The 23483-nt window shown below is 73.2% G+C and carries 21 protein-coding genes and 3 tRNA genes; 9 read left to right on the top strand and 15 right to left on the bottom strand.

Annotated features, from left to right (window positions below):
• Positions 1 to 315: 315 nt before the first annotated feature.
• The 4 genes from ACIRF9_RS13305 (at position 316) to ACIRF9_RS13290 (ending at position 7585) form a co-directional block, all read left to right on the top strand.
• The gene (locus tag ACIRF9_RS13305; protein WP_403820043.1) at positions 316 to 2802 is read left to right on the top strand and encodes a protein kinase; all 2487 of its coding nucleotides are present in this window, start codon (positions 316 to 318) and stop codon (positions 2800 to 2802) included.
• Positions 2799 to 4517, top strand: a complete 1719-nt coding sequence (locus tag ACIRF9_RS13300; protein WP_403820040.1) for a hypothetical protein — start codon at positions 2799 to 2801, stop codon at positions 4515 to 4517. The genes ACIRF9_RS13305 and ACIRF9_RS13300 overlap by 4 nt, the downstream gene beginning before the upstream one ends.
• A gap of 432 nt (positions 4518 to 4949) precedes the next feature.
• The gene (locus ACIRF9_RS13295; protein WP_403820037.1) at positions 4950 to 7004 is read left to right on the top strand and encodes an AAA family ATPase; all 2055 of its coding nucleotides are present in this window, start codon (positions 4950 to 4952) and stop codon (positions 7002 to 7004) included.
• 38 nt (positions 7005 to 7042) lie between these two features.
• Positions 7043 to 7585: an FHA domain-containing protein gene (locus ACIRF9_RS13290; protein WP_403820034.1), complete on the top strand. Its 543-nt coding sequence runs from the start codon at positions 7043 to 7045 to the stop codon at positions 7583 to 7585.
• Positions 7586 to 7595: 10 nt separating this feature from the next.
• Here the strand turns inward: ACIRF9_RS13290 and ACIRF9_RS13285 are convergent, their stop codons facing one another.
• The 9 genes from ACIRF9_RS13285 to ACIRF9_RS13245 all read right to left on the bottom strand — a co-directional run bounded on the left by ACIRF9_RS13285 (position 7596) and on the right by ACIRF9_RS13245 (position 15831).
• Positions 7596 to 8252 carry an RES family NAD+ phosphorylase gene (locus ACIRF9_RS13285; protein ID WP_403820031.1) on the bottom strand — a complete coding sequence of 219 codons (657 nt, stop codon included), beginning with the start codon at positions 8250 to 8252 and terminating at the stop codon, positions 7596 to 7598.
• Positions 8249 to 8971, bottom strand: coding sequence for a hypothetical protein (locus tag ACIRF9_RS13280; RefSeq protein ID WP_403820028.1), 723 nt, complete (start codon positions 8969 to 8971; stop codon positions 8249 to 8251). The genes ACIRF9_RS13285 and ACIRF9_RS13280 overlap by 4 nt, the downstream gene beginning before the upstream one ends.
• Positions 8958 to 12770, bottom strand: a complete 3813-nt coding sequence (locus ACIRF9_RS13275) for a CHAT domain-containing protein (protein ID WP_403820025.1) — start codon at positions 12768 to 12770, stop codon at positions 8958 to 8960. The genes ACIRF9_RS13280 and ACIRF9_RS13275 overlap by 14 nt, the downstream gene beginning before the upstream one ends.
• A gap of 270 nt (positions 12771 to 13040) precedes the next feature.
• A complete protein-coding gene (locus ACIRF9_RS13270) occupies positions 13041 to 14096 on the bottom strand; it encodes a UDP-N-acetylmuramate dehydrogenase (protein ID WP_403820022.1) in 1056 nt (351 codons plus the stop codon).
• Between the two features lie 289 nt (positions 14097 to 14385).
• Positions 14386 to 14814 carry a MaoC family dehydratase gene (locus ACIRF9_RS13265; RefSeq protein WP_403820019.1) on the bottom strand — a complete coding sequence of 143 codons (429 nt, stop codon included), beginning with the start codon at positions 14812 to 14814 and terminating at the stop codon, positions 14386 to 14388.
• A gap of 6 nt (positions 14815 to 14820) precedes the next feature.
• Entirely contained in the window at positions 14821 to 15273 is a 453-nt protein-coding gene (locus ACIRF9_RS13260; RefSeq protein ID WP_403820016.1) for a MaoC family dehydratase N-terminal domain-containing protein, read from the bottom strand.
• 111 nt (positions 15274 to 15384) lie between these two features.
• The gene (rpmG, locus tag ACIRF9_RS13255; RefSeq protein ID WP_003948671.1) at positions 15385 to 15549 is read right to left on the bottom strand and encodes a 50S ribosomal protein L33; all 165 of its coding nucleotides are present in this window, start codon (positions 15547 to 15549) and stop codon (positions 15385 to 15387) included.
• 90 nt (positions 15550 to 15639) lie between these two features.
• Positions 15640 to 15712, bottom strand: a tRNA-Met gene (locus ACIRF9_RS13250).
• A 46-nt stretch (positions 15713 to 15758) separates the two neighbouring features.
• Positions 15759 to 15831, bottom strand: a tRNA-Thr gene (locus ACIRF9_RS13245).
• Positions 15832 to 16189: 358 nt separating this feature from the next.
• Here ACIRF9_RS13245 and ACIRF9_RS13240 point away from each other — a divergent pair.
• Together ACIRF9_RS13240 and ACIRF9_RS13235 are read left to right on the top strand one after the other, a co-directional pair.
• Entirely contained in the window at positions 16190 to 17467 is a 1278-nt protein-coding gene (locus ACIRF9_RS13240; protein ID WP_403820013.1) for an amidohydrolase family protein, read from the top strand.
• Positions 17468 to 17544: 77 nt separating this feature from the next.
• Positions 17545 to 18201 carry an SDR family oxidoreductase gene (locus tag ACIRF9_RS13235; RefSeq protein ID WP_403820010.1) on the top strand — a complete coding sequence of 219 codons (657 nt, stop codon included), beginning with the start codon at positions 17545 to 17547 and terminating at the stop codon, positions 18199 to 18201.
• Positions 18202 to 18264: 63 nt separating this feature from the next.
• Here ACIRF9_RS13235 and ACIRF9_RS13230 read toward each other — a convergent pair whose 3' ends face one another.
• Entirely contained in the window at positions 18265 to 18486 is a 222-nt protein-coding gene (locus ACIRF9_RS13230; protein WP_403820007.1) for a hypothetical protein, read from the bottom strand.
• 98 nt (positions 18487 to 18584) lie between these two features.
• On the opposite strand from ACIRF9_RS13230, the gene ACIRF9_RS13225 reads away from it, so the two are divergent.
• A complete protein-coding gene (locus ACIRF9_RS13225; protein ID WP_403820004.1) occupies positions 18585 to 18857 on the top strand; it encodes a hypothetical protein in 273 nt (90 codons plus the stop codon).
• A gap of 112 nt (positions 18858 to 18969) precedes the next feature.
• On the opposite strand, the gene ACIRF9_RS13220 is transcribed toward ACIRF9_RS13225, so the two are convergent.
• A complete protein-coding gene (locus tag ACIRF9_RS13220) occupies positions 18970 to 19203 on the bottom strand; it encodes a hypothetical protein (RefSeq protein ID WP_403820001.1) in 234 nt (77 codons plus the stop codon).
• A 264-nt stretch (positions 19204 to 19467) separates the two neighbouring features.
• Positions 19468 to 19549: transfer RNA gene (locus tag ACIRF9_RS13215), tRNA-Tyr, on the bottom strand.
• Between the two features lie 224 nt (positions 19550 to 19773).
• Between ACIRF9_RS13215 and ACIRF9_RS13210 the strand changes: the two genes are divergently transcribed.
• Entirely contained in the window at positions 19774 to 20262 is a 489-nt protein-coding gene (locus tag ACIRF9_RS13210; protein WP_403819998.1) for a YajQ family cyclic di-GMP-binding protein, read from the top strand.
• A 106-nt stretch (positions 20263 to 20368) separates the two neighbouring features.
• On the opposite strand, the gene ACIRF9_RS13205 is transcribed toward ACIRF9_RS13210, so the two are convergent.
• Entirely contained in the window at positions 20369 to 20635 is a 267-nt protein-coding gene (locus ACIRF9_RS13205) for a GlsB/YeaQ/YmgE family stress response membrane protein (RefSeq protein WP_403819995.1), read from the bottom strand.
• A 190-nt stretch (positions 20636 to 20825) separates the two neighbouring features.
• Between ACIRF9_RS13205 and ACIRF9_RS13200 the strand changes: the two genes are divergently transcribed.
• A complete protein-coding gene (locus ACIRF9_RS13200; RefSeq protein WP_403819992.1) occupies positions 20826 to 22076 on the top strand; it encodes an APC family permease in 1251 nt (416 codons plus the stop codon).
• A gap of 149 nt (positions 22077 to 22225) precedes the next feature.
• Here ACIRF9_RS13200 and ACIRF9_RS13195 read toward each other — a convergent pair whose 3' ends face one another.
• Together ACIRF9_RS13195 and htpX are read right to left on the bottom strand one after the other, a co-directional pair.
• A complete protein-coding gene (locus ACIRF9_RS13195) occupies positions 22226 to 22618 on the bottom strand; it encodes a YccF domain-containing protein (RefSeq protein WP_403819989.1) in 393 nt (130 codons plus the stop codon).
• Positions 22615 to 23478: a zinc metalloprotease HtpX gene (gene htpX / locus ACIRF9_RS13190; RefSeq protein WP_403819986.1), complete on the bottom strand. Its 864-nt coding sequence runs from the start codon at positions 23476 to 23478 to the stop codon at positions 22615 to 22617. The genes ACIRF9_RS13195 and htpX overlap by 4 nt, the downstream gene beginning before the upstream one ends.
• Between the last annotated feature and the right edge of the window lie 5 nt (positions 23479 to 23483).

Genomic DNA, 23483 nt, shown 5'->3' with positions numbered 1-23483 from the left:
CCCGCCTTCACACAGGACCTTCCCGATCGCTGTACACGCCCGGTACCGGTCGCGGATTTCCCCGTTTCCCGGTGCGCGGCGCCAAGATCCCGCTACCCTTCCGGCCCGGGTGTCTTCCTGCGCCGGGGCGCCGCTCCCCGTGTCCCGTAATTCGGTGCGCCGCGCGGCGGAGCCGTATCTCGTGTCCATCCGGATTCCTTTTCCGGCACACCATTCCGCACACGGTTCCACACATCTTTCCGCAGATCCTTCACACATCCTTCCGTACGCCCTCGCCGGCGGCCGCCGGTTCCTTTCCGCGCGCAGGTGAATTCCATGACGTTTCCTGTCGGTCCCGATCCCCGTGGCGACGACGACGGTCTGGCCCCGCCCACGCTGTACGAACCGCCGAACGGCAGCGGCGGCATGGCCGCGCCCGACCCTCGGGGCGACCCGATCGAGCTGCCGCCCTCGCTGGCCGGCCGTTTCCAGCCGCGTGAACGGCTGCCGCGGCGCGGGGAGCAGACCGTGCACCGGGCGGCCGAGGAGGGGCGCTCCGCCGAGCTGCGGGCGGCCGTGTTCCGGGTGCGCTGCCCGGCCGACGGCGCCGAACGGATCGTCAAGTGGTTCCACCCGGACGCCGCGCCCGACCCCGAGGTGACCGCGCTGCTGTCGCGGGGGCAGCTGCACGCGGGGCTGTCGTACGTCCTGGAGGCGGGGGCCGACCGGGGGGCGCCGTTCCATGTGCTGCCCTCGCACGGCAACACGGATCTCGCCACCCGGCTGCGCGACCACCCGGGCCGGCTGCCCGCGGCGGACGTCGAGCGGATCGTGGAACGGCTGCACGGGGCGCTGACCGCCCTGCACGCGGCGGGGGTGGTGCACCGGGACGTCAAACCGTCCAACCTGGTCCTCGGCGACTACGACGACCCCGCCGGAAGCATGGTCCTGATCGACTTCGGCATCTCCGTCGCCGGACACTTCCCGCGCGAGGTGCGCCGCGGCTGGGCCGGCACCCCCGGGTACGCGTCGCCGCAGGCGCAGGTCCAGGTGCCGATCGTGCGGCCGGCGGACGACTGGTGGTCGCTCGGGATCGTCGTCGCCGAGGCCGCGCTCGGCCGGCATCCCGTCCCGCACCGGGAGACGGCCTCGGTCATGGACGCCGTCCACCGCGGCGACATCGACCTCGACGGCATCCGCGACCCGCGCCTGAGGCTGCTCTGCGAAGGGCTGCTGACCTGGAACCACGAGAACCGCTGGGGCGCCGACCAGGTCCGCCGGTGGCTCGACCGCGAAAGCCCCGAGGTGGTCCGCGAGGGGCCCCGGCCCCGGCCGGGCGGGCGGCCGGCCGCCGACCCCGAGGCACCCCGCTTCGAGCACGCGGGCCGGCGGTTCACCGACCCGGCGGAGCTGGGCGAGGTGTTCGACGCGGACTGGCCCGCCATGAACCGCCGGCTGTCCCGCGGCAAGGGCCGGGAACAACTGGCCGACTGGCTCGCCTGGTTCCGCCCGGAGGGGGACGCCGACCGGGCCGAGGAACTCGACGCGCTGCTGGAGCGGCTCAGAAGGTCGCGGCGGAGCCCGGGCGCGGCCACCTTGATCGACCTGATCGGCTGGATGGCGCCCCAGCAGGAGCCCGGCTACCGCGGCATCCCGCTGGGCATGGGCGACCTGCCCGCCTTCGCCCGGCGCGCCGCCGACGGCGACCGGCAGTGCGTGTCCGTCATGAACGAGCTGTACGAACAGCGCCTGCTGACCCGGCTGGCCCGGCGCCGCGGCGGCGAGGAGCTGACGTACGTCGCGCGGCGCTGGCACGACCACCATCGGCAATGGGCGCAGGCCACCGCCCGGCTGTCGGAGATACCCGAGCTGCGCGACCACCGGGACGATCTGCGCGCCGCGACCGCCACCGGCCCGGCCCTCACCGCCGAGCTGCTGCGGCTGGCCGCCGATCCCGCCCCGGTCACCCGACGGCTGCGCGCCGAGCTGCGGGACGCGCTGCGCGCGCTGCCCGCGCCGGTGCCCTGGTTCATCCGGCTTGCCGAGGAGGCCGAGGAACCCGTACCGCTGCTGCTGACCCTGCGGCTGCGGCCGCTGGCCGAGGCCCGGGCCCGGGAGACCCGGCGGGCCCAGGAGGAACGCCGGCAGCTGGTCGCCATGGGCCGGCGCGCGGAGCACACCCGGCTGGTACGGCGCCGCCTGGAACTGCCCGTGGTGCTGGGCCGGGCCGCGGGCGGGGCACTGCTGCTGTTCTTCCCGCACACCTTTCTGGTGGGCCTGGCCGACCTGTACGGGTGGGCGCCGCAGACCACCGTGCTGATCGCCTGGATGCTGAGCGTGCCCTCGCTGGCGGCACTGCTCGTGATCGAGTGCTGGACCGCCTGGTACATCGGCCCCTGGTACCACCCCCGGTTCTCGGTGATGGGCCTGATGACCCGCCGGGCGCTACCGCTGACCAGCAGGATCGGGCGGCGGGGGTGGAAGCGGTACCTGTGGGCGGCCGTCGGCGCCGCGGCGCTGGGCGGCACGGTCGCGGGGACGTTCTTCCTCGCGGTGTGGATCTGGCCGACGGGCACCGTGCTGGCGCTGCTGGTCTCGGCGGTGCTGCGGGCGCGGGCCTGGCACCGCTACCAGGCCGACGCCCGCAGCGGCACCCCGCCGGCACCGCCGGCCGATCCGCGCGAGGACCCGCGCGACGACCCGCCGGCCGACCCGCGCGGCACGGTCCCGGGTGCGCGCAGGCCTCCAGGGTCCCCGTCCCCCTCCCCCTCCCTGTCCCCATCCGGTCCCCGACCCGGTTCCCGTACTGGAGGAATGGCGTGAGCAGTGCGTACGCCGGTACCGATCTGTTCGCCGTGATGCCGGACGTCTCGGCGTCCGGGGTCGACCCCACGCTGGCCCAGCCCGACCTCGGCCTGCAGCTGCCGGACACCAACGGTCTCCAACTGCCGGACACCAGCGGCCTGCAGTTGCCGGACACCGGCGTCGGCGATCTGGCCCACACGGCGACCGGCCACATCGACGCCGTGCAGCACGCCGTCGACCACGCGGTGGACGAGGCGGTCCAGGAGCTGCACGACATGATCGTGCCCGCGCTCATCGGCCTCGCCGACCTCAGCGGGGCGCTGCTCGTCACCCGGCTGGCGCTGCGCGGCACGATGGCGCTCGCCGCGTTCAACAACAAGGTCGCCGTGGAGCAGGAGGCCATGGTCCGGCGGCAGATGTCGCTGGAGGACGGCAGCGAGTGCTGGCGGCGCGCGGCGGAGGCCGCGGCCGGCCTCAACGCCCGTATCACCGTGCTCGGTCTCGACCCCGCCGGACCGGGCGACCCGCCGCTGCCCGCCCCGGTGCAGCCCGTCGGCGTCCCCCTCGACCTGCTGTGGAGGCGGCTGGCCGAGACCGAGCGGGCACTGCGCCGGGTGGAGGCCCAGCGCGCGGCCCGCGCCACCGCCCGGCTGCCCTTCCAGCACCGCGAGGACCCGGAGCGCGCCGACTGGTACGACAGGCTGCGCGAGCAGCGCCGCCGCGCCCTGAAGACGTACGCGGAGGGCGGGGAGCTGCCCGCGCCGGCGACGACCGGGCCCCGTACGGACCGGAACACCGCGCTCACCGAGGACGACGTCCTGCGCGAGGGCGCCGAACTGCTCGCCCGGCTGCCGCTGGAGTTCACCTCCGAGAGCCGGGAGCTGATCGACGACTGCCTGCTGGAGGCCCTCCGGGCGATCGGCCGCCGCCCCACCGCCGTACGCCGCTACCTCGACGAGGCCGCGCTCATCGCGCACAAGGAGTCCGAGCGGGCGCGGCGCGCCGAGACGGCCCGCCGTGAGGCCGCCCTGCGCCTGGAGGTGCTGCGGGCCGCCACGCCCGAGGGCGTCGACCCGCTGCCGGAGGCACCCACCGCGGTCGGGATCCTCGAGCGGGTGCTGCGGGACGGCGTCCCGGCGTCGAAGGAGGACGAGCGGACCGTCCAGCAGGCCCTCGCCGCCCGCTCCGCCGCCCTGCACCGGGCCTACCTGGTGGCGGCGCTGCGCCGGGCGAGCGAGCGGTGGGGGGACGGTTCGGTGCACGCCCGGGCCGACGCCGAGCACTGGGACTTCGCCCCGGCGGCCTGGGGCGGCCACTACTGGCTGCGGGTCCGCCTCACCACCGGCGGCCAGGCCCGCGTCCTCACCATGCGCAGACCGCTCACCGCCCGGGAGGCCGCCGATCCGGAGACCGCGGCCCGCTGGCAGGCGCTGGACGCCGAACGCTGCGCCGAGAGCGCGGCGTACGTCGACGAACTCGGCCTGCTCAGCGAGGAGGAGGGCGTCCGCGCGGAGTTCACCTGGACGGAGAGCCAGGTCCTCACCGGGGAACCGGCGCCGGGCCTCACGGTCGAGCCCGGACGGGCCCTCACCGCCGAGTCCGGCCGGAACGCCGACGGCACCTCCGGCCGGGCCCGCGGCGACGGTCCCGGCGCGGTCGGGGCCCGGCCCCGGCGGACTCCGCGCCGCCCGTCACCGGCAGCGACCAGGTACCGACAGAGCGGCGACCACTGATCCGGCCGGCGCCCGACGACCCACCGACGACCACTGGCCCGATCGGCCCCCGACGACCCACCGACGACCACTGACCCGATCGGCCCCCGACGACCCACCGACGACCACTGACCCGTCCGACGCCCGACGACCCACCGACGACCACTGACCCGGCCGACGCCCGACGACCCACCGACGACCACTGACCCGATCGGCCCCCGACGACCCACCGACGACCACTGACCCGGCCGACGCCCGACGACCCACCGACGACCACTGACCCGATCGGCCCCCGACGACCCACCGGCGACCACTGGTCCGATCGGCCCCCGACGACCCCGCTGCCGCACCGCCCGACGCCCCGGCTGCCGACCCGACAGCCGCCTCCGCCCGACGCCCCGCCCGGCGACTCACCGCCCGCCCGCCCCTCCCTTCCCGCCCCGTGGAGGCCCCTTGACCAGCACCCCCGTCGAGTCGCTGCGCGTGACCCGGACGGTCCATCCGCCGTTCGCCGCCGAACTCGTCCACACCCTCAGCGTCCACTCCCAGTACGTGCTGCACGGCAACATCCGCGACGACTACGTGGTCGCCGACGACCTGAGCGACGACCGGCGGGTCTACCGGGCGGTGTCCCTGGAGGACATGCTGTGGGAGCCGTTGCAGCGGGCCGGCTACAAGAGCCTGCTGCGCTACGACCCGGTGGCGGGCTTCCGGGTCGTGCACAGTTCCGTCGAGGCGGAGATGAACACGCTGCTGGAACGCAACACCCGCCGGTTCCCGGGCCGTTCGGACGACTCCGGCACCGACGAGGTGGCCCGGGTCCTGGAGTCCTTCTCCCGCGGCTGGGTCGGCGAGCGCCCCGGCCCGCCGCAGAAGGACCCCCGCTACGAGGACTACCAGCAGCCCCTGCACGCCGCCCTGATCGTCGACTACGCCTCCCGGATCCCGACGCAGGTCAACCAGCTCAGCGACGAGGAACGCACGTTCTTCCTGCGCTGTCTGAAGATCGCCGAGGAGGCGCGGCCCTTCGTCCGCGCGAAGTCGGGCCGCGCCCTGTTCAACCCGGTCATCTGGCTGGCGGACGGCGAACGGGACCTGCCGGCCTGGCTGGTGACGAGCGGCGTACGGGTGCGCGGCATCGGCGTGCCGACGCCGGACCTCGGCCAGCGCCGCCGGATGGCCGCGCTCCTCGCCCAGCAGGCCGGCGTCCCCGGCACCGCCACCAAGCTGGACGTGGGCCCGCTGGTGAACCGGGACGTCCGGGAGGAACCGACGGACGAGGACGTCGAGCGGTTCGCCCGGGCGGCCAGCGGGCTCACCCTGCGCGCCATGCGGGAGAGCATGCGGCTGGCCCGCGCCTCGAAGATCACCTTCGACCGGATGGAACAGGCCGTACGGATCTACGAACTGGGCGTCAGCCGCAACCCGTGGACCGGCGGAGCGGTGACCGACAGCATCCGCGACGGCCAGGCCTACATCGGCGGCCGGGTGCAGGGGCAGGAGAAGGCGGTGACGCAGACCCTGGACGTGCTGAAGCGGGCGGCGCTCGGGCTGTCCGGCGCGCAGGCGTCCTCGCCGGCCGTGCACCGGCCCCGGGGTGTGCTGTTCTTCGCGGGGCCCACCGGCACCGGCAAGACGGAGCTGGCGAAGGCGGTGGCCACCACCTTGTTCGGCTCGGAGGACGCCTGTCTGCGCTTCGACATGAGCGAGTTCTCGGCACCTCACTCGGCGGACCGTCTCGTGGGCGCCCCTCCCGGGTACGTCGGCTACGAGGCGGGCGGCGAGCTGACCCGCGCGGTGCGTGAGGACCCGTTCCGGGTGGTGCTCTTCGACGAGATCGACAAGGCCGACAAGGGCGTCCTGGACAAGTTCCTCCAGGTGCTGGAGGACGGCAGGCTGACGGACGGCCAGGGCGTGACGACGTACTTCAGCGAGTGCGTCCTCATCTTCACGTCCAACCTGGGCGTGCACGGCCCGTCGGGCGAGGACGGCCGCCCCCTGGCCGCCTCCTCCGGGCAGGAGCGGATCCCGGAAACCCCCGAGGAACGCGCGGAGTTCGAACGGCGGATCCTGGGCAACGTACGCCACCACTTCGAGCACACCCTGAAGCGCCCGGAACTGCTGAACCGGCTCGGCGGGAACATCGTCGTCTTCCAGTACATCGACGCGGACACCGCCCGGCGCATCTTCGCCGGCCAGTTGAGCAACATCGTCGACCACATGGAACGCCAGAGCGGCCTGCGGCTGCGGGTGCTGCCCGAGGCCGAGGAGGTGCTGGCCGGCCTGTGCACCGCGGACCTGCGCAACGGCGGCCGGGGCATCGGCATGAAACTCGAGACCCACCTCATCAACCCGCTCGCCCGTGAGGTGTTCGACCTCGGCACGCTCGAGCCGGGCTCGGTGGTCACCGTCTCGCAGGTCACGCCCCTCCCGGACGGCGCGGTCCGCCTGACGGTGGAGGCGTCGGCCGACGAGCCGCTGTCGATGCGGAAGCCGACCGTCCGGTGACGGAGGGCCCACGCCGCCCCGAGGGCCCCCGTCGCCATGTGGACAAGAGCCTCGCCCAGGACGACCTCCTGCCGGACTACGGGGACGAGGGCGACGACGACGTCGTACTCCCGCCGTACCAGGGCGGCCACGGGGGCGACGCGCAGGCGCCTCCGGAACCGTCCCGCTCCCACCCCTGCTGGTCCTGTGGCACGGCCGTGCCCTCCGGCTCCCCGGTCTGCCCCGAGTGCCAGGAGTCGACCCGGCATCTGCGGCTGCTCGGCCCCGGGGCGTCGATCGACCTGCGGCACGGCGAGGGACCCCCGCTGCGCCTCGGCCGGCACCCGGTGTGGGCGACCGCCGTGGCGGCCGCCCTCGCCGGCGACAGGGGGAAGGGTGTGTCGCGCCGCCACGCGGAGATCCAGCTGACGCCCGACGGCAGGATGTGGCTGACCGAGTACGCCCACGGCACGCTGAACGGCACCTACGTCAACGACGAGCGCATCGGCCGGGGTGCCCGTGTCCCCCTGGACGACGGGGACGTCATCGGGCTCGGCCAGAACTGCGCCTTCACGGTGCTGCTGGTCGAGCCCGACGCGTGACCCTCCCCGGTCACCCGGTCGGCGGCACGATCGCGGCGCGCAGCGGGGCCAGCAGCAGGTTCGCGGCGTGGGCGCCGTCGAGGGTGCCCAGGTCATGGCTGACCAGCGGCTCGGGCGCGAACGGCAGGTCGCCGCAGCGGTCCCCGAACAGCACCAGGGCCTCCCGGGGCCGGTGCCGCCGGGACGTCCACACCAGCCCCTGCGCCTTCTCCGCCTGCCGTCGCAGCTCCTGCGCCCAGTAGCGGGTGCGCGGGTAGTCGTCGGGCTCGGAGTCCAGCAGCCAGCTGTCCTGGCAGACGGCCGCCAGGTCCTCCTCCACCCGCAGCGACACGAGGGTCAGCTCGGCCGTCGTGACGATCTCGGCGAGCGTGTACCGGGCGGCCTGCGCCCACGGCACGAGCCTGCTGCCGAGGACCGGGTCGAAGTCCATGGACCGCAGCAGCACCTCGGCCAGCGCGGTGGCGGGTTCCCGGGTGGCGTAGAGGTAGGGGTACGGGTCGTCGGCCGTGCAGTCGAAGCGGCTGCCGCCGAACAGGGTGTGCGCGGCGGCCTCCTTGAAGCCGGTCGCCGGGTAGTTGCTGCGGTGGCAGCGCCATAGCGGGGTACCGGCCGGAAGCACGGTGGTGCGGGGCGCCATGGTGACCGAGGGCGGGATCTGCCGCGTCATCGGGCGTCCTCCTCGACCAGGGCCAGCGCGGCGTCGGCGAGCCGGTCGTCCGGCACCCGCCCGAGCAGCGTCGCGGGCGCGCCGCCGAGCCAGGAGTTGCCGCCCAGCCACCAGTCGGCGGCGCCCCAGGGGTCGCGGTCGGCGAGCAGGATCCGGTTGATGCGTACGACGATGTCCAGCGGCCGCCCGGTGTCCGGGTCGAACTGGAACTCGGGACTGCGCCGCCCCGTCTCCGGATCGGCCAGCACGATGACGTCGGCGCTCCCCCCGGCACCGGGTCCCGCCGCCCGCGACGGCGCGGCCAGCAGCCTGCGCCGGGCGGCGGCGACGAGGTCGGCGACCGAGGGCTCCTCCCGCTCCGGCGGGGGCGCCGGGCGGTCTCCCGGCTCCACCGCGCGGTGTTCCGGCTCCGCCGCCGGCGCCGCGTACAGCGCCTCCAGGGCCGCGAGGACCACGTCCTCGGTGGGCACGGTGGCCGTCGCGGCGGCCGAGCGGCCGTAGTCGTGCAGGAGCCGGGCGAGTTCGCCGGCCTCGTCGGGGACCGGCCACAGGGAACGGATGATCCCCATCACGGCCATCGCGGCCCGCTCGGCGTCGGCGCCGGCTTCGCGGAGCCGTTCCAGCATGGCCAGGAAGTGCTGGTACTGCTCGTCGTCCAGCCACCGTCCGAGGTCCTCGCGGTGGCGGACGAGCAGGGCCAGCAGCTCATTGGTGTCCAACGTGTTCCCTCCGGGTCGGGCCGGTGGCCGGTGTCGGATTGCCCTGGTGGATGAAGGGGGCCCAGGCCGCCACGGGCAGGGCCCCCTTGCCCCGGATCCGGGCGGCCAGCGGCCCGTGGAAGCCGGGGAAGAGGGTGCGGGCGGGGTCGAGCGCCCACAGCTGGGTGAGCCGCAACGCCTGTGCCGGGTCCGCGCCCTGGGCGAGATGGTGGTGGACGACGTACATCAGGACGGCCGAACTCGCGTCGTCCACACCCCACTTGGAGCCGATCACGTCGGCGGCTCCCCGGGCGACGAACGCGGTGGTGAGGGTGAGCGCCTCGTCGTGGTCACGGGAGCTGAAGTCGGTCTCGCAGGCGCTGAGCACCACCAGCGGCCCGGCCGCGTTCCGCCCGCCCGCCGAGGGCGCCCCGAGCAACTGCCGTACGGTGAGCGCCCCCGGGTCGTCCCCGTCGCCCTCGCCCGGGCGGGGCGGATGCAGCAGCAGCCTCGACACGGTGGGCCGGTCCCCGACACGGCCGTGCACACTGAGCTGCACGAGCGTGGCGGGCCGCTCGGCCGTCCCGCCCGGCAGCAGCGGCAGCAGCTCGTCGGGCGTGCCGTCCACCTTCCACAGGTTGCGCGCGAGATAGCCGTGGCACCGGGCGTGCGGGTAGAAGGACTCCCGCACTCCGTCGATCTCGTGCTCCGCGTACGGCAGCGAGAACCGCGGATCCGCGACCAGTACGGGATCGGCGGCCACGGGCAGCCGGGCCCGGCCGACGGACCGCAGGAACTCCGCCTCGGACGCGGCATGGCTGATGACGGCGAGATCGACGGCGTACACCGGCCGCTCCCCCGCCCCCGCGGCGACCCGCGCCGCGTGCCAGGGCACGGATCCGAGGTTCCCGGCGGGCAGCAGCACCAGCCGCACGGGGTCCACGGGCCGCGCGGGCCGTCCGGGCCGTACGACGTCCAGGACCGGCCCCATCACGGCCGGCCCCGCCCAGTCGCACACCTCCTCCAGCGCCCCCTGCCACGCCGCCTCGGCCTCCGCCCGCCCGGGCGCGTCGCGCGGCACACCGGGCGCGGTGAACGCGGACCGGTCACGGGCCGCGTCCAGATACCGCTCCAACGGCCCGCGCTCCGCCCTGCCCAGCCCGCCCAGCTCCAACGGCAACGGCGCCAGCCCGGGCCGCACGACCAGCGCCCGGCCCGCCCCGTCCCCCTGCCCGACGAGCAGATGCACCACGGCGTCCACGCCACCGCGCTGAGCCGCGTCCGCCACCTCCTGCCAACCGCCCCCGCCCGGGGAGACCTGCTCCTCCGGTCCCCCGATGGCATGGGTCCGCAGCGCGGCGAGGGCGCGTCGGCGCAGGGTGCTGGGGATGAGGGTGTCGGGGGTGTCGGGGGTGTCGGCAGATGTACGGGGTCCGTCGGCGCCGTCGCCCGCGCGGGCGGCCTCCCGCCACCGGACGGCCAGTTCGTGCTCGCCGTACGCCTCCAGTTGCTCCGGCACGCTCGCGGAGGCCGCGACCGCCCTCAGCACCAGCGCACGGCCCGCTTCCAGCACGCGCAGCGCGGTCACCGCGTCGTCCGCCTCCGCCGCCCATACGGCCGCGGTGACGCCCCGGTCGGCGGCCGCGCGGGCGGCGGCGAGCCCGTGCTCGGCGCCGATCTGCAGCAGCACGTCCTCGGCGACCTTCTCCAGCTGCCGTTCCGTCGCCTCCAGCGCCCGCGCGGTGTCCCCCGGACCCTTGCGGCGGCGGTACAGCCCGGCGAGCTCCTTGTACACCTCCTGGGCCGTGCCGCCCCCGGTGTGGTCGCCGATCTCGGCGCGAGCCGCCTCCAGTTCGCGCAGCGCGCCGTCGAGGGCGGCCGGGTCGCCGTGGCGCTCGTGCTGGACGTTGAGGGCGAGGGCGATGCCGAGCCGGGCCCGGATGTCCTGGTCGGCGAGGACGACGGTGCCGCCGAGTGCGGCGCGGGCCCGTTCGACCTCCTCCAGAACGCCGCGGGAGGAGGGGTCCACGTACTGCTCCAGCGCGCTGGTGACGGCCCCCATCGAGGCCATGACCCCGCGCAGCGCCATCGGCATCGCCGGATGCTCCTGTGCCTCGCGCAGATACATCAGCGCCCGCCGCAGCGGCGGTCCGACCGTGCCGCCCGCGTTCCCGATGGCCATGGCCCGACGCAGTTGCACCGTGCCGAGGTTGAACAGGACGAGGGACGCCACGCTGTCGTCGTCGGCCAGGTCCTGGCGCATGTCCAGCAGGATCTCGGCGATCTCGTCCAGCTCGTCGAGGTCGTCGTCGGCGGCGGCGCTGATGCGCTGGTGCAGCAGCAGGGCCCGGCCACTGGTCGACAGCTCCTTTCCGGCCGGCCCCGGCAGGCTGTCCCCCGTGGTGTCCCCCTTGCCGAAGAGGCCGGTGAGCAGCTGGTGCGCGGTCGCCTCGTCGAGGAGGTTGCCGCCCTGCATGGAGGCACTCGACAGCAGGCCGGCCAGCAGGATGGGCGACAGTCCGGCGGGGGCGTCCGCGCTGCGGGCGGCGTCGAGGAGCGGTTCGCCCGCCTCGACCAGCCCCTCCGCCGTGCCGTCGCGCATGGCGATCGCCATCCGGATCAGACCGGCGGTCATCTGCTCCTGCCAGGTCCCCACCGGCAGCGCCTCGGCGGCCCGCTCGAACTCCTCCGGCTTCAGCAGCCCGGGCGACATCAGCTCCATGGCGGGCAGCCACTCCTGCGCGAACCGCGCCAACTCCTCGGGCGACGTGCCCGGCATCTCCTGGGCGGGGCCGGGCGAGGTTCCCTGCGTCTCCGGGGCGGGCCCGGGCGAGGTTCCCTGCGTCTCCGGGGCGGGCCCGGGCGAGGTTCCCTGCGTCTCCTGGGCGGGCCCGGGCGAGGTTCCCTGCGTCTCCGGGGCGGGCCCGGGCGAGGTTCCCTGCGTCTCCGGGGCGGGCCCGGGCGAGGTTCCCTGCGTCTCCTGGACTGGTCCGACCGAGGTTCCCTGCGTCTCCTGGGCGGGCCCTGCCGGGGTCACCTGCGTCTCCTGGGCGGGCCCGGCCGGGGTGTCGGGCATCCCCTTGAGCAGTTCCGCGACCGCGTTCATGGCCAGGCTGATCTGGGGTGGCATCGTGCCCAGCGTGTTGGCCCGGGCGAGCACGTCGAGGAGGGAGGCCCGGTCGTTCGTCATCCCGGAGATCATCCGCAGGGAGGCGATCCAGCGTTCCAGGTCCGGGCGGTCGACCGGATCGGCCGTCTCGGCCAGTTCCTCCAGCAGCGAGGCCACTTCGGCGATGTCCGCACGCGAGCCCGAGCCGCCGGGCGCCAAATAGGCGGCGCCGACCTTCATGATCTCGGTGAAGTCCCGCTGCCCCTGCCCCTCCAGCTCCGGAAGCCTCGGCATCAACAGCCGGATCAGCAACCGGACCACGGCCTCCCGGGACCGCACCTCCCGCTCCGTCACGGGAACCGCCGACCGTGCCTCCCGCAACAGCACGAGCGCCTCGGCCCGCTCGCGATCGGGATCCACTCCGCCCCCGGCCAGATGCCGCACCGCCAGCAACGCCCCCCGAGCCATCCGCAGAGCCCGCCGCTCCACCTCCCCCACGGCCCGCTCGGCCTCGACGAGCTCCCGCAGCATCCGCTCGGTGGCAGCGGTGTCGGGTAAGGACGGGAAGGGGTCTGCCGCGCGCCGCTCCCTGGCGGCCTGGTCCGCGGCGGCCCACTCCCGGCTGAGCGCGGAGGCCCGGTCGAACAGCTCCCCGCCTCCTGCCGCTCCCTCGTCCGCTCCGGCACTTCCCTGCGTCCCGCTGACCGCCACGCGCGCCTCCCCGGCTCCCCTTCGCCCCACATACTGGCGGCGCCGGGGCGCCCGCGAGGCGCGTTCGGCCGCATTTCAGCCGAACCGACCGGGAAACAACCGCACTTCGGGGCCCTCGGCGGCAACGGAAGCGGCACCATCGAGGAGGGGGCGCCGCGGCAGCCCGGGCTACGGATCGGGGGAGGCCCAGGGCCCGCGGACGCCCCCGCCCGAAAGCCGGGGAACCACCCGTCGGGAAGCCGGGGAACCACCCGTCGGGAAGCCGGGGAACTACAACTCGACGCCGACCATCACCGGTTCGTTGACGAGGGTGATCCCGAACGCCTCCCGCACCCCGGCCACGACCTCGCGGGCCAGCGCCAGCAGATCCTCCGTGGTGGCCGCGCCGCGGTTGGTGAGGGCGAGGGTGTGCTTGGTGGAGATACGGGCGGGCCCGGTGCCGTAGCCCTTGGTGAAGCCGGCCTTGTCGATCAGCCAGGCCGCGGAGGTCTTGGTGTGCCCCTGGCCCGTGGGGTAGGCGGGCGGCTGCACGCCGTCCCCCAGCCGCTCCTTCACGCGCGCGTGGAACACCGCGAAGTCGGCGTCGGTGAGGATCGGGTTGGTGAAGAACGACCCGGCGGACCAGGTGTCGTGGTCCTCGGGGTCGAGCACCATGCCCTTCCCGGCCCGCAGCTTCAGCACGGTCTCCCGGGCGTCGGCGAGCGCCACCCGCTCCCCCGGCTCCACTCCGAGCGCCCGCGCGGTCTCGGCGTACTTGATCGGCGCCGACAGCCCGCCCGCGTCCTCCAGCTCGAACCGGACCCGCAGGACGACGTACCGCTCGGGGTCGGCCTTGAAGCGGCTGTGCCGGTAGGCGAAGGCGCACTCCTCGTTGGTGAGGGTGACCGTCTCGCCGCGTCGGCGGTCATAGGCGATGACCTCGGTGATGGTGGAGGAGACCTCCTGCCCGTACGCCCCCACGTTCTGGATCGGGGTGGCACCGGCCGAGCCGGGGATACCGGCAAGGCACTCGACCCCGGCCAGCCCGGCCTCGACGGTCCGGGCGACGGCGTCGCTCCACACCTCACCCGCGGCCAGCTCCAGCGTCGTACCGACGAGCTCGAAACCGCGCGTGGCGATGCGCAGGGCGGTGCCCTCGAAGCCCTTGTCCCCGATGACGAGGTTCGACCCGCCCCCGACCACCAGCAGCGGCGTGCCCTCGGCATCGGCCGCCCGCACGGCGTCGACCACCTCGGCATCGGTGACCGCCGTCACCAACCGAGCGGCGGCCCCCCCGAGCCGAAAGGTGGTCAGCGGCGCAAGCAAGGCATCGAAATTCTCCAACACGCCCCCAAGACTACGAGACGCCTACGACACCCAGCCGCACCGCTGACACGACGCCCGCAGCCGACGCGACATCCCTAGCTGCGGGCACGTACCGCACTTAGCTGCGGGCAGTCGTGCCGCTGGGGCGGCACGGGTGGGCGATGGGGGTCCCCCGCTCGAGCGAAGCCGAGAGTGGGGGAGGCACCCCGCAAGCGCGGGCAAGCACCCCCACCCCCGCCCAACCCCAGCGCACGCGCGCGAACAACTCCGCCCAGGACACAGCCGTACGCGCGCACCCACACCCGAGCCCTCAGCCCAGCCGCACAACCACCCGAGACATCCCCAGCACCTTCTGCCCCCCACTGGTCACCGTCAGATCAACACGCACAGTGTTGTCCTCGAGCTTCGCCGCCACCTTCCCGGTGACCTCGATCACGGCCCCCTGATCGTCGTTCGGCACGACGACAGGCTTGGTGAAGCGAACCCCGTAGTCGACGACCGCCCCCGGATCACCGGTCCAGTCCGTGACGACCCGAACCGCCTCGGCCATGGTGAACATGCCGTGCGCGATGACGTCCGGCAGCCCCACCTCCTTGGCGAACTTCTCGTTCCAGTGGATGGGGTTGAAGTCCCCGGAGGCACCCGCGTACTGCACGAGGGTGGCCCGGTTCAGAGGAAAGGACTGCGCGGGCAGCTCGGTGCCGACCTCGACGTCGTCGTAAGCGATCTTCGCCGTCATCGGCCCTCACACCTCCTCGGCCGCACGGGCGACCAGCTTCGTCCACGCGGTCACGACGTGCTCGCCGGCCTCGTCGTGCACCTCACCACGGATGTCCAGGATGTCGTTGCCCGCCATGGACTTGATCGCCTCGATGGTGGAGGTGACCGTGAGCCGGTCACCGGCGCGCACCGGGCGCTGGTAGGCGAACTTCTGGTCGCCGTGCACCACACGGCTGTAGTCGAGGCCCAGCTGCGGGTCCTGGACGACCTGTCCCGCCGCCTTGAAGGTGATCGAGAACACGAAGGTCGGCGGGGCGATCACATCGGCGTACCCGAGCGCCTTGGCGGCCTCCGGGTCGGTGTACACCGGGTTGGTGTCCCCCACGGCCTCCGCGAACTCGCGGATCTTCTCCCGGCCGACCTCATAGGGATCGGTGGGCGGGTAGGTCCGCCCCACGAAGGACTGGTCGAGCGCCATGAGCTCGGCACCTCCTGCTTGCTGTGCTGACCGATACTGACGGGTACGGGTCGTTCAACGACACGAGGCCGCCCCCGATCACTCGGGGACGGCCTCGCATACGAGCCTGATTTATCGCGTCTCGCGGTGCGCGGTGTGCGCGTTGCAACGCGGGCAGTGCTTCTTCATCTCAAGACGGTCCGGGTTGTTACGCCGGTTCTTCTTGGTGATGTAGTTCCGCTCCTTGCACTCCACGCAGGCCAGCGTGATCTTCGGGCGGACGTCGGTGGCAGCCACGTGAGTGCTCCTTGACGAACGGATGGGATTGGTTTAACGCAAGAAAGAGTAGCCGATCGAAGGACCGACCCCACAATCGGCTACTGCGTGTAGCGGTGACCGGACTTGAACCGGTGACACAGCGATTATGAGCCGCTTGCTCTACCGACTGAGCTACACCGCTTTGATGTGATCCGTTCCCGCCTCGCGACGGGAACCTCTCACACCAGAGCCCCAATACGGAATCGAACCGTAGACCTTCTCCTTACCATGGAGACGCTCTGCCGACTGAGCTATTGGGGCGAGCGATGAAGACATTACACGGTCCGCAGCCGTTCACCCAAATCCGTTTCCCGGGCCCCACGGGGGACGCGGGGACCGGCCTGCTCGCAGCCAGGAACGGCTCCACCGGGGAGACCGACACAGGCCCGCGACGGCCGCCCGAGCGGCCCGTTCTCCCCGGTCGCAGCGGCCTCGCGAGCCTCTCCGGCCCCCTCCGCCCCACCCGCCACCACGCCGGTACGACTATTGCGCTCCTCCCCGCCCGCACCGGAGGGCCGTCCTAGGCTCGACTCACTCTGCGTGACCTTGCGTCCCCTGCGCGGTCCCGGGTCTCCGCCGCGCAGCCCCGAGCCCCGAGCCCCGAGCCCCCTGGAGCGCGATGCCCGACAGCCGGCCCCAGCCACCCTCCTCGCCGTCCTCCCCGTCCTCCCCGCCCTCTTCGTCCGGCACCCCGGACCCGACCGCGATCCTGCTGTGCGGGGCGCGGCTGACGGACGGCCGGACCGTGGACGTACGGCTGGGCCGGGGGCGCATCGAGGCGGTCGGCACGGCGGGCAGTCTGGCGGCCGGTCCGGCCCGTGGGGGCGCCGGCCGGGTCGACCTCACCGGCTACCTCCTCCTCCCGGCCCCCGCCGAGCCCCACGCCCACGCCGACACGGCCCTGACGGCCGACACCGACGGCCCCGTGCCGTACGACCCCCAGGAGGTCCAGCGCCGCGCCACCGAGGCCGCACTGCTCCAGCTCGGGCACGGCGCGACCGCGCTGCGGGCACACGTGCGCGTGGGCGACGTCCAGGGCCTCGGCGCGCTGACCGCCGTACTGCGGGCCCGGCGCTCGCTGCGCGGCCTCGCCGAACTGACGACGGTCGCGATGCCCCGCGTCCTCACCGGCGTGGCCGGGGCGGACGGGCTCGCGATGCTGCGGGACGCGCTGAAGATGGGCGCCTGTGTCGTGGGCGGCTGTCCGGACCTGGACCCCGATCCCACGGGGTACGTGGAGGCCGTCCTCGACATCGCCTCCGAACACGGCTGCCCGGTCGACCTGCACACCGACGCCTTCGACCCCGCCCGGCTGGCCCGCCTCGCCGCGATGGCCGGCGGTCTGCGCCCCGGCGTCACCCTCGGCCCCTGCGGCGGCCTGGGCCGGCTCCCCGCCGGGACGGCCGGCCGCACCGCCGACCAACTGGCCGCCGCCGGCGTGACGGTGGTCTGCCTCCCCCAGGGCGGCTGCGGCGCGGCGGAACACCACGGCACGGCGCCCGTACGGCTGTTGCGCGCGGCCGGGGTGCGAGTGGCGGCGGGCAGCGGGGCGTTGCGCGACGTGTCCAACCCGGTGGGCCGCGGCGACCCCCTGGAGGCGGCCTACCTCCTCGCCTCCCTCCACGGCCTGCGCCCCGAGGAGGCCTACGACGCCGTGAGCGGCTCGGCGCGGGCGGCCCTGGGCCTGCCCGAGGTACGGGTGGAGGCCGGCTTCCCGGCCGACCTGCTGGCCGTCCGCGCCGACCGCCTGGCGTCCGCGCTCTCCCTGGCGTACAGCCGCATCGTGATCCACCGCGGCCGGGTGGTGGCCCGGACGAGCGCGGTACGGGAGTACTGCGACTCCGCGGCGTCGGCGGAGCTGGGGCTGCCCCGGCAGGGGCGGGGGCAGCTGTCGTAGGCCGACAGCGGCACGGGAAGGCGACAGGCGCCCGTACGGCGCGGCGGACGGGGACGGCCGGGCGTACGGTCGGAAGCATGCGCATTGTCATCGCTGGTGGTCATGGTCAGATCGCGTTGCGGCTGGAGCGGCTGCTCGCCGGGCGCGGGGACGAGGTCGCGGGGATCATCCGCAAAGCCGAGCAGGCCGACGACCTGCGGGCAGCCGGCGCCGAACCGGTCGTACTGGACCTGGAGTCCGCGACGGTCGAGGAGGTCGCGGAGCGGCTGCGGGGCGCGGACGCGGCGGTGTTCGCGGCGGGCGCGGGACCGGGCAGCGGGGTGGCCCGCAAGGACACCGTGGACAAGGGCGCGGCGGTGCTGTTCGCGGACGCGGCCGTCCGGGCGGGCGTACGGCGCTTCCTGGTCGTGTCCTCGATGGGCGCCGACCCGCGCCACGAGGGCAGGGAGGTCTTCGACGTCTACCTGCGCGCCAAGGGCGAGGCGGACGCGTACGTGCGGCGTCTGGACTCCCTCGACTGGACGATCCTGCGCCCCGGGGCGCTCACGGACGATCCCGGCACCGGCCTGGTCCGCCTGGAGGCCCACACGGGCCGCGGCCCCGTCTCGCGCGATGACGTGGCGACCGTCCTGGCGGAACTCCTGGACACCCCGGCGACCTCCGGCCTCACCCTGGAGCTGATCGGGGGCAAGGCACCGGTGTCGGTGGCGGTGAAGTCGGTGGCGGGAAACTGAGGGAGGCGGAAATCTGAGGGAAGCTCACCTGAGCGCCCTTCAGGACACCACCCGCCGGGGGCTTCAGAACAGTGGGAGCTGCCCCGGGAACTCGGGAATGACGTAACCGTCCAACGACGGCTGGGCCGCGCCCAGTTGGGCCAACCTGCGTGACCCCGGGCAGGAGACGAGCTCCCCGCTCTCCCGGGCCCCCGGCGGGTCGTGCCGGGCGTACCGTCCGGCCACGACGGCGATCTCACGACGGCACTCGGGGCAGGTTCTGCGACGGCTGGAGACGCTGGGCATGGGGCCAGTGTGCCCCAGTACGCCACGCGGGCGGCCGGCCGCGGCACCCGCCCCGCTCGCCGCGCGGAACGGCCGACATCTCCCTAGCATCCGTACATATGGCACATACCTTCGAGGAACTCGTGGCGATGCAGCGCCTGGCCGACGAAACCCACACCAGGGTCGAGGAGCTACGGGACGCGTACGGCCCTCCCACGAGCACCCCCTGGTCGGAGACCCAGACCGACACCTACGAGACCGCCTGGCGCGCCTGGCGCGACCTCGCCCGCGACGTCCAGGCCGCGGTGACGGAGTACGCCAAGGACGAGGCCAGACCACGCAGCGACGTGGAGGCCGAAGTGAAACAGGCAGCGAAGACACCCGGCGCCTGACCACCGGTGACCATGCGTCGCAGGCTCATCACCTCCCGCCCCGCCCGCCCTCGCCCCGAGGGCCGCCACCCGCGGTGGAGTGGCGGCCCTCAGCCGTGTTCCGTCGAACCGGTCAGACCACCACGATGACCAGGACGACGCCGTTGTTGAAGTCGTTGTGATTGTTGAAGTCGTTACGGAAGTCGCAGTTCCCGTAGCGGTCACACGAATTGGAGCTGAGCTGGGTGGGAAGGTTGGCCTGGGTGGTTGCCGAGGCCGCACCTGCCGCGCCGATCGTGGCACCCGTGGCCATCAGAACCCCGACGGCGGACACCGCGAAGAGACGCCTCGCGCGTTGTACGTTCATGGATCTACCTTTCTTCCACCCCTCGCGCGATGCACGAGACGGTGGCCGCGTCCGCTGCAGGAAACCTGGGAGCGCGGTCGTAGATGTTGCCGCCTGGGTACGTGAACAAGGCCTCGCCGATCGGCGGGCGTACCCGGAGTGCGGCTCTCACTCATAAAGGCTAGGCGCCCCACACGGATGCCGCCCCTCCAAGCCCGCCACCGCAACACGCAAAGACCCTCTCCGATCTACGTTCTCGCAGATCAGAGAGGGTCTCTCTCAGCGTGGCGGCGCCAGGATTCGAACCTGGGAAGGCTGAGCCGGCAGATTTACAGTCTGCTCCCTTTGGCCGCTCGGGCACACCGCCGGGTTTGCTGCCCTTCGAACCGCTTTTCGGCGGTGCTCCCTGGCAACGACGTAAACAATACCCGATGCCGAGGGGTGCTCCGCCACCCGATTGATCTGCACCGGGAGGACCACGGGTGGCTAGGCTTGTCCGGATGCGGCCCGGGATCACGCCGGGCTCGGCGGCCGCCCCCACGTACGCCGATCCGCACCTCACACGCACCCCGATACAAGGAGCCACAGGACATGGCCGACTCCAGTTTCGACATCGTCTCGAAGGTCGAGCGGCAGGAGGTCGACAACGCCCTCAACCAGGCCGCCAAGGAGATCTCACAGCGCTACGACTTCAAGGGCGTGGGTGCCTCGATCTCGTGGTCCGGTGAAAAGATCCTGATGGAGGCGAACTCCGAGGACCGGGTGAAGGCTGTCCTCGACGTCTTCCAGTCGAAGCTGATCAAGCGCGGGATCTCGCTGAAGGCACTGGACGCGGGCGAGCCCCAGCTCTCCGGCAAGGAGTACAAGCTCTTCGCGGAGATCAAGGAGGGCATCTCCCAGGAGAACGCGAAGAAGGTCGCGAAGCTCATCCGCGACGAGGGCCCCAAGGGCATCAAGGCCCAGGTGCAGGGCGACGAACTGCGCGTCAGCTCCAAGAGCCGTGACGACCTGCAGGCCGTCATCGCCCTGCTGAAGGGTCAGGACTTCGACTTCGCCCTGCAGTTCGTGAACTACCGGTAGCCGGCCGCCGGCCACACACTCCCGGTGACGAAGAAGGGTGGGCACCCCACGGTGCCCACCCTTCTCGCCTGCCGGTCTCGTCGGCCGGGACCGGCCCGGGCCGCGCTCAGTCGCGCGAGTTGCCGAACAACAGGCGGTAGACGATCAGGAGCACGAGCGATCCACCGATCGCCGCGGCCCAGGTGGCGCCGTCGTAGAAGTCCTTGGTGATGGGGTGGTCCAGCCAGCGGGCCGATATCCAGCCGCCGACGAACGCGCCCGCGATGCCGATGAGGGTCGTTCCGATGAAGCCGCCCGGGTCCCGGCCCGGCAGCAGGACCTTGGCGATGACTCCGGCCAACAGTCCCAGGATGATCCAGCTGATGATGCCCATGTCCTGAACCTGCCCTTCCGTGCTGTGCCCGCGCTGTCCGGGCACTGTGATCTCGCTCGCTCCGGACGGGCTGTGCTCGTCTCCCACGCGCCCGCCCCGCGTCCTGCGTCGCACGCGGGTTCGTGTCGTGTTGATGATGACGACGTCACGGCGACACCGCCCGGTTCCGCCGATCAGTAGGGTGCGGCCCATGACACAGTCCGGATCCCCCGCCGCACTGCGGCGGACCCTGGGCGTGGGCGACGCCGTGGTCATCGGGCTCGGCTCGATGATCGGGGCCGGCGTCTTCGCAGCCCTCGCCCCCGCCGCGCACGCCGCGGGCTCCGGGCTGCTGCTCGGCCTCGCCCTCGCCGCGCTGGTCGCCTACTGCAACGCCGTGTCGTCGGCACGCCTCGCCGCCCTGTATCCGGCCTCGGGCGGCACCTACGTGTACGGGCGCGAGCGTCTCGGAGAGTTCTGGGGGTACTTGGCCGGCTGGTCGTTCGTGGTCGGGAAGACGGCCTCCTGCGCGGCGATGGCACTGACGGTCGGTGCGTACGTCTGGCCGGAGCAGGCGCACGCGGTGGCGGTCGCGGCCGTGGTGGCACTGACCGCCGTGAACTACGGCGGCATCCAGAAGTCGGCCTGGCTGACGCGGGCGATCGTGGCGGTGGTCCTGGCGGTCCTCGCTTCCGTGGTCGTGGCGTGTCTGAGCTCCGGGGCGTCCGACGCCGGGCGGCTGGACGTCGGGGCCTCGGGGGGCGTGGGCGGTGTGCTGCAGGCCGCCGGTCTGCTGTTCTTCGCGTTCGCCGGGTACGCGCGCATCGCGACCCTCGGCGAGGAGGTGCGGGATCCCGCGCGCACCATCCCGCGCGCGATCCCCCTGGCACTGGGCATCACGCTGGCCGTGTACGCGTGTGTGGCGGTGGCTGTCCTTTCCGTGCTGGGGGCGGGGGAACTCGGTCGGGCGACCGCGCCACTGGCGGACGCGGTGCGGGCGGCGGGCGTGCCGGGGCTGGTGCCGGTCGTACGGGTCGGGGCGGCCGTGGCGGCCCTGGGTTCACTGCTCGCCCTCATCCTGGGCGTCTCACGCACCACGCTGGCCATGGCCCGCGACCGTCATCTGCCGGGCGCGCTGGCGGCTGTGCACCCGCGCTACCAGGTGCCCCATCGAGCCGAACTGGCCGTCGGCGCGGTGGTGGCGGTCCTGGCCGCCACGGTGGATGTACGGGGCGCGATCGGTTTCTCCTCCTTCGGTGTGCTCGCGTACTACGCCGTGGCCAACGCCTCGGCCTGGACCCTGGACACCTCTCCCGTGGCCCGCGCGGTACCGGCGGTGGGTTTCCTGGGCTGTCTGACCCTGGCGTTCGCGCTGCCGGGGACTTCGGTCGTGACGGGGGCAAGCGTCCTGGCGCTGGGCGCTGCCGTGTACGGGGTGCGGCGGTGGGCGGGGGCCCGCTGACGGGTGGGCGTCCGTTGACTTGTCGAGTCACTCACGGGCCCGGGAACGACCCGCACATCCATGGTGCAGCCCGCCACTGACAGTCGCGCAGACCTGTGGAAAACCCGCCGGTTGTGGACAACGAGCCGGGTACGGGCCGGGTCTCGGCGTCAGCGCCCGGCGAACGGCTCGTCCGTGGGCACGATCTCGCGGCCGAGCGGGAACAGCGAGACCGGGATCAGCTTGAAGTTCGCGATGCCGAACGGGATGCCGATGATGGTCACGCACAGGGCGAGGCCGGTGACGATGTGGCCGAGGGCCAGCCACCAGCCGGCGAGCACCAGCCAGAGCACGTTGCCCACGCAGGAGGGAGCGCCCGCGTCCCGCCGCTCGATCGTCGTGTAGCCGAAGGGCCAGAGGGCGTAGACGCCGATACGGAAGGCGGCAATGCCAAACGGAATGCCGATGATCGTGATGCAGAGCAGCAGTCCCGCGAGGAGGTAGGCGAGGAACAGCCAGAAGCCGCTCAGGACGAGCCAGATGACGTTCAGGATGGTCTTCACTGGTGGCGACCTGCCATTTTCTCGAGCCGGGCGATGCGTTCCGCCATCGGCGGGTGGGTCGAGAACATCTTGGAGAGCCCCTGACCGGGACGGAACGGGTTCGCGATCATCATGTGGCTCGCGGTCTCGATCCGGGGCTCGGGGGGCAGCGGAAGCTGCTTGGTGCCCATCTCCAGTTTGCGCAGAGCGCTGGCGAGCGCGAGCGGGTCGCCGGTGAGCTGGGCTCCGGAGGCGTCCGCCTCGTACTCCCGGGAGCGGCTGATCGCGAGCTGGATGAGGCTGGCGGCCAGCGGGCCGAGGATCATGATCAGGAGCAGGCCCAGCAGGCCGGGACCGTCGTCGTCGTCGGAGCGGCCGATCGGGATCAGCCAGGCGAAGTTGACCAGGAACATGATCACGGAGGCGAGGGCGCCGGCGACCGAGGAGATCAGGATGTCCCGGTTGTAGACGTGACTGAGCTCGTGGCCGATGACTCCGCGCAGTTCGCGCTCGTCGAGGATGCGCAGGATGCCTTCCGTGCAGCACACGGCGGCGTTGCGCGGGTTGCGTCCGGTGGCGAAGGCGTTGGGCGCCTCGGTCGGGGAGATGTACAGACGGGGCATGGGCTGGCGGGCCTGGGTGGAGAGGTCCCGGACCATGCGGTACAGGGCCGGCGCTTCGAACTCGCTGACCGGGCGGGCCCGCATCGCGCGTAGCGCCAGCTTGTCGCTGTTCCAGTACGCGTACGCGTTCGTACCGAGCGCGATCACGACCGCGACGACGAGGCCCGCGCGGCCGAAGAAGCTGCCGATGACGATGATGAGTGCGGACAGTCCCCCGAGGAGTACTGCGGTCCTGAGCCCGTTGTGCCGGCGGTGCACGGTAC

This window comes from Streptomyces sp. NPDC096132, assembly GCF_044763345.1.
Taxonomy (GTDB): Bacteria; Actinomycetota; Actinomycetes; order Streptomycetales; family Streptomycetaceae; genus Streptomyces.
Note: the sequence above shows the minus strand (reverse complement) of the source record. Positions and strands in the feature narration are given on the sequence as shown.

Bases quoted from the DNA above. Each gene is read 5' to 3' on its own strand.
- ACIRF9_RS13225 (WP_403820004.1), top strand. From the start codon at position 18,585: ATGGCACATACCTTCGAGGAACTCGTGGCGATGCAGCGCCTGGCCGAC.
- ACIRF9_RS13240 (WP_403820013.1), top strand. From the start codon at position 16,190: ATGCCCGACAGCCGGCCCCAGCCACCCTCCTCGCCGTCCTCCCCGTCC.
- ACIRF9_RS13205 (WP_403819995.1), bottom strand. From the start codon at position 20,635: ATGGGCATCATCAGCTGGATCATCCTGGGACTGTTGGCCGGAGTCATC.
- ACIRF9_RS13220 (WP_403820001.1), bottom strand. From the start codon at position 19,203: ATGAACGTACAACGCGCGAGGCGTCTCTTCGCGGTGTCCGCCGTCGGG.
- ACIRF9_RS13200 (WP_403819992.1), top strand. From the start codon at position 20,826: ATGACACAGTCCGGATCCCCCGCCGCACTGCGGCGGACCCTGGGCGTG.
- ACIRF9_RS13265 (WP_403820019.1), bottom strand. From the start codon at position 14,814: ATGACGGCGAAGATCGCTTACGACGACGTCGAGGTCGGCACCGAGCTG.
- ACIRF9_RS13260 (WP_403820016.1), bottom strand. From the start codon at position 15,273: ATGGCGCTCGACCAGTCCTTCGTGGGGCGGACCTACCCGCCCACCGAT.
- ACIRF9_RS13210 (WP_403819998.1), top strand. From the start codon at position 19,774: ATGGCCGACTCCAGTTTCGACATCGTCTCGAAGGTCGAGCGGCAGGAG.
- ACIRF9_RS13305 (WP_403820043.1), top strand. From the start codon at position 316: ATGACGTTTCCTGTCGGTCCCGATCCCCGTGGCGACGACGACGGTCTG.
- ACIRF9_RS13230 (WP_403820007.1), bottom strand. From the start codon at position 18,486: ATGCCCAGCGTCTCCAGCCGTCGCAGAACCTGCCCCGAGTGCCGTCGT.
- ACIRF9_RS13235 (WP_403820010.1), top strand. From the start codon at position 17,545: ATGCGCATTGTCATCGCTGGTGGTCATGGTCAGATCGCGTTGCGGCTG.
- ACIRF9_RS13285 (WP_403820031.1), bottom strand. From the start codon at position 8,252: ATGACGCGGCAGATCCCGCCCTCGGTCACCATGGCGCCCCGCACCACC.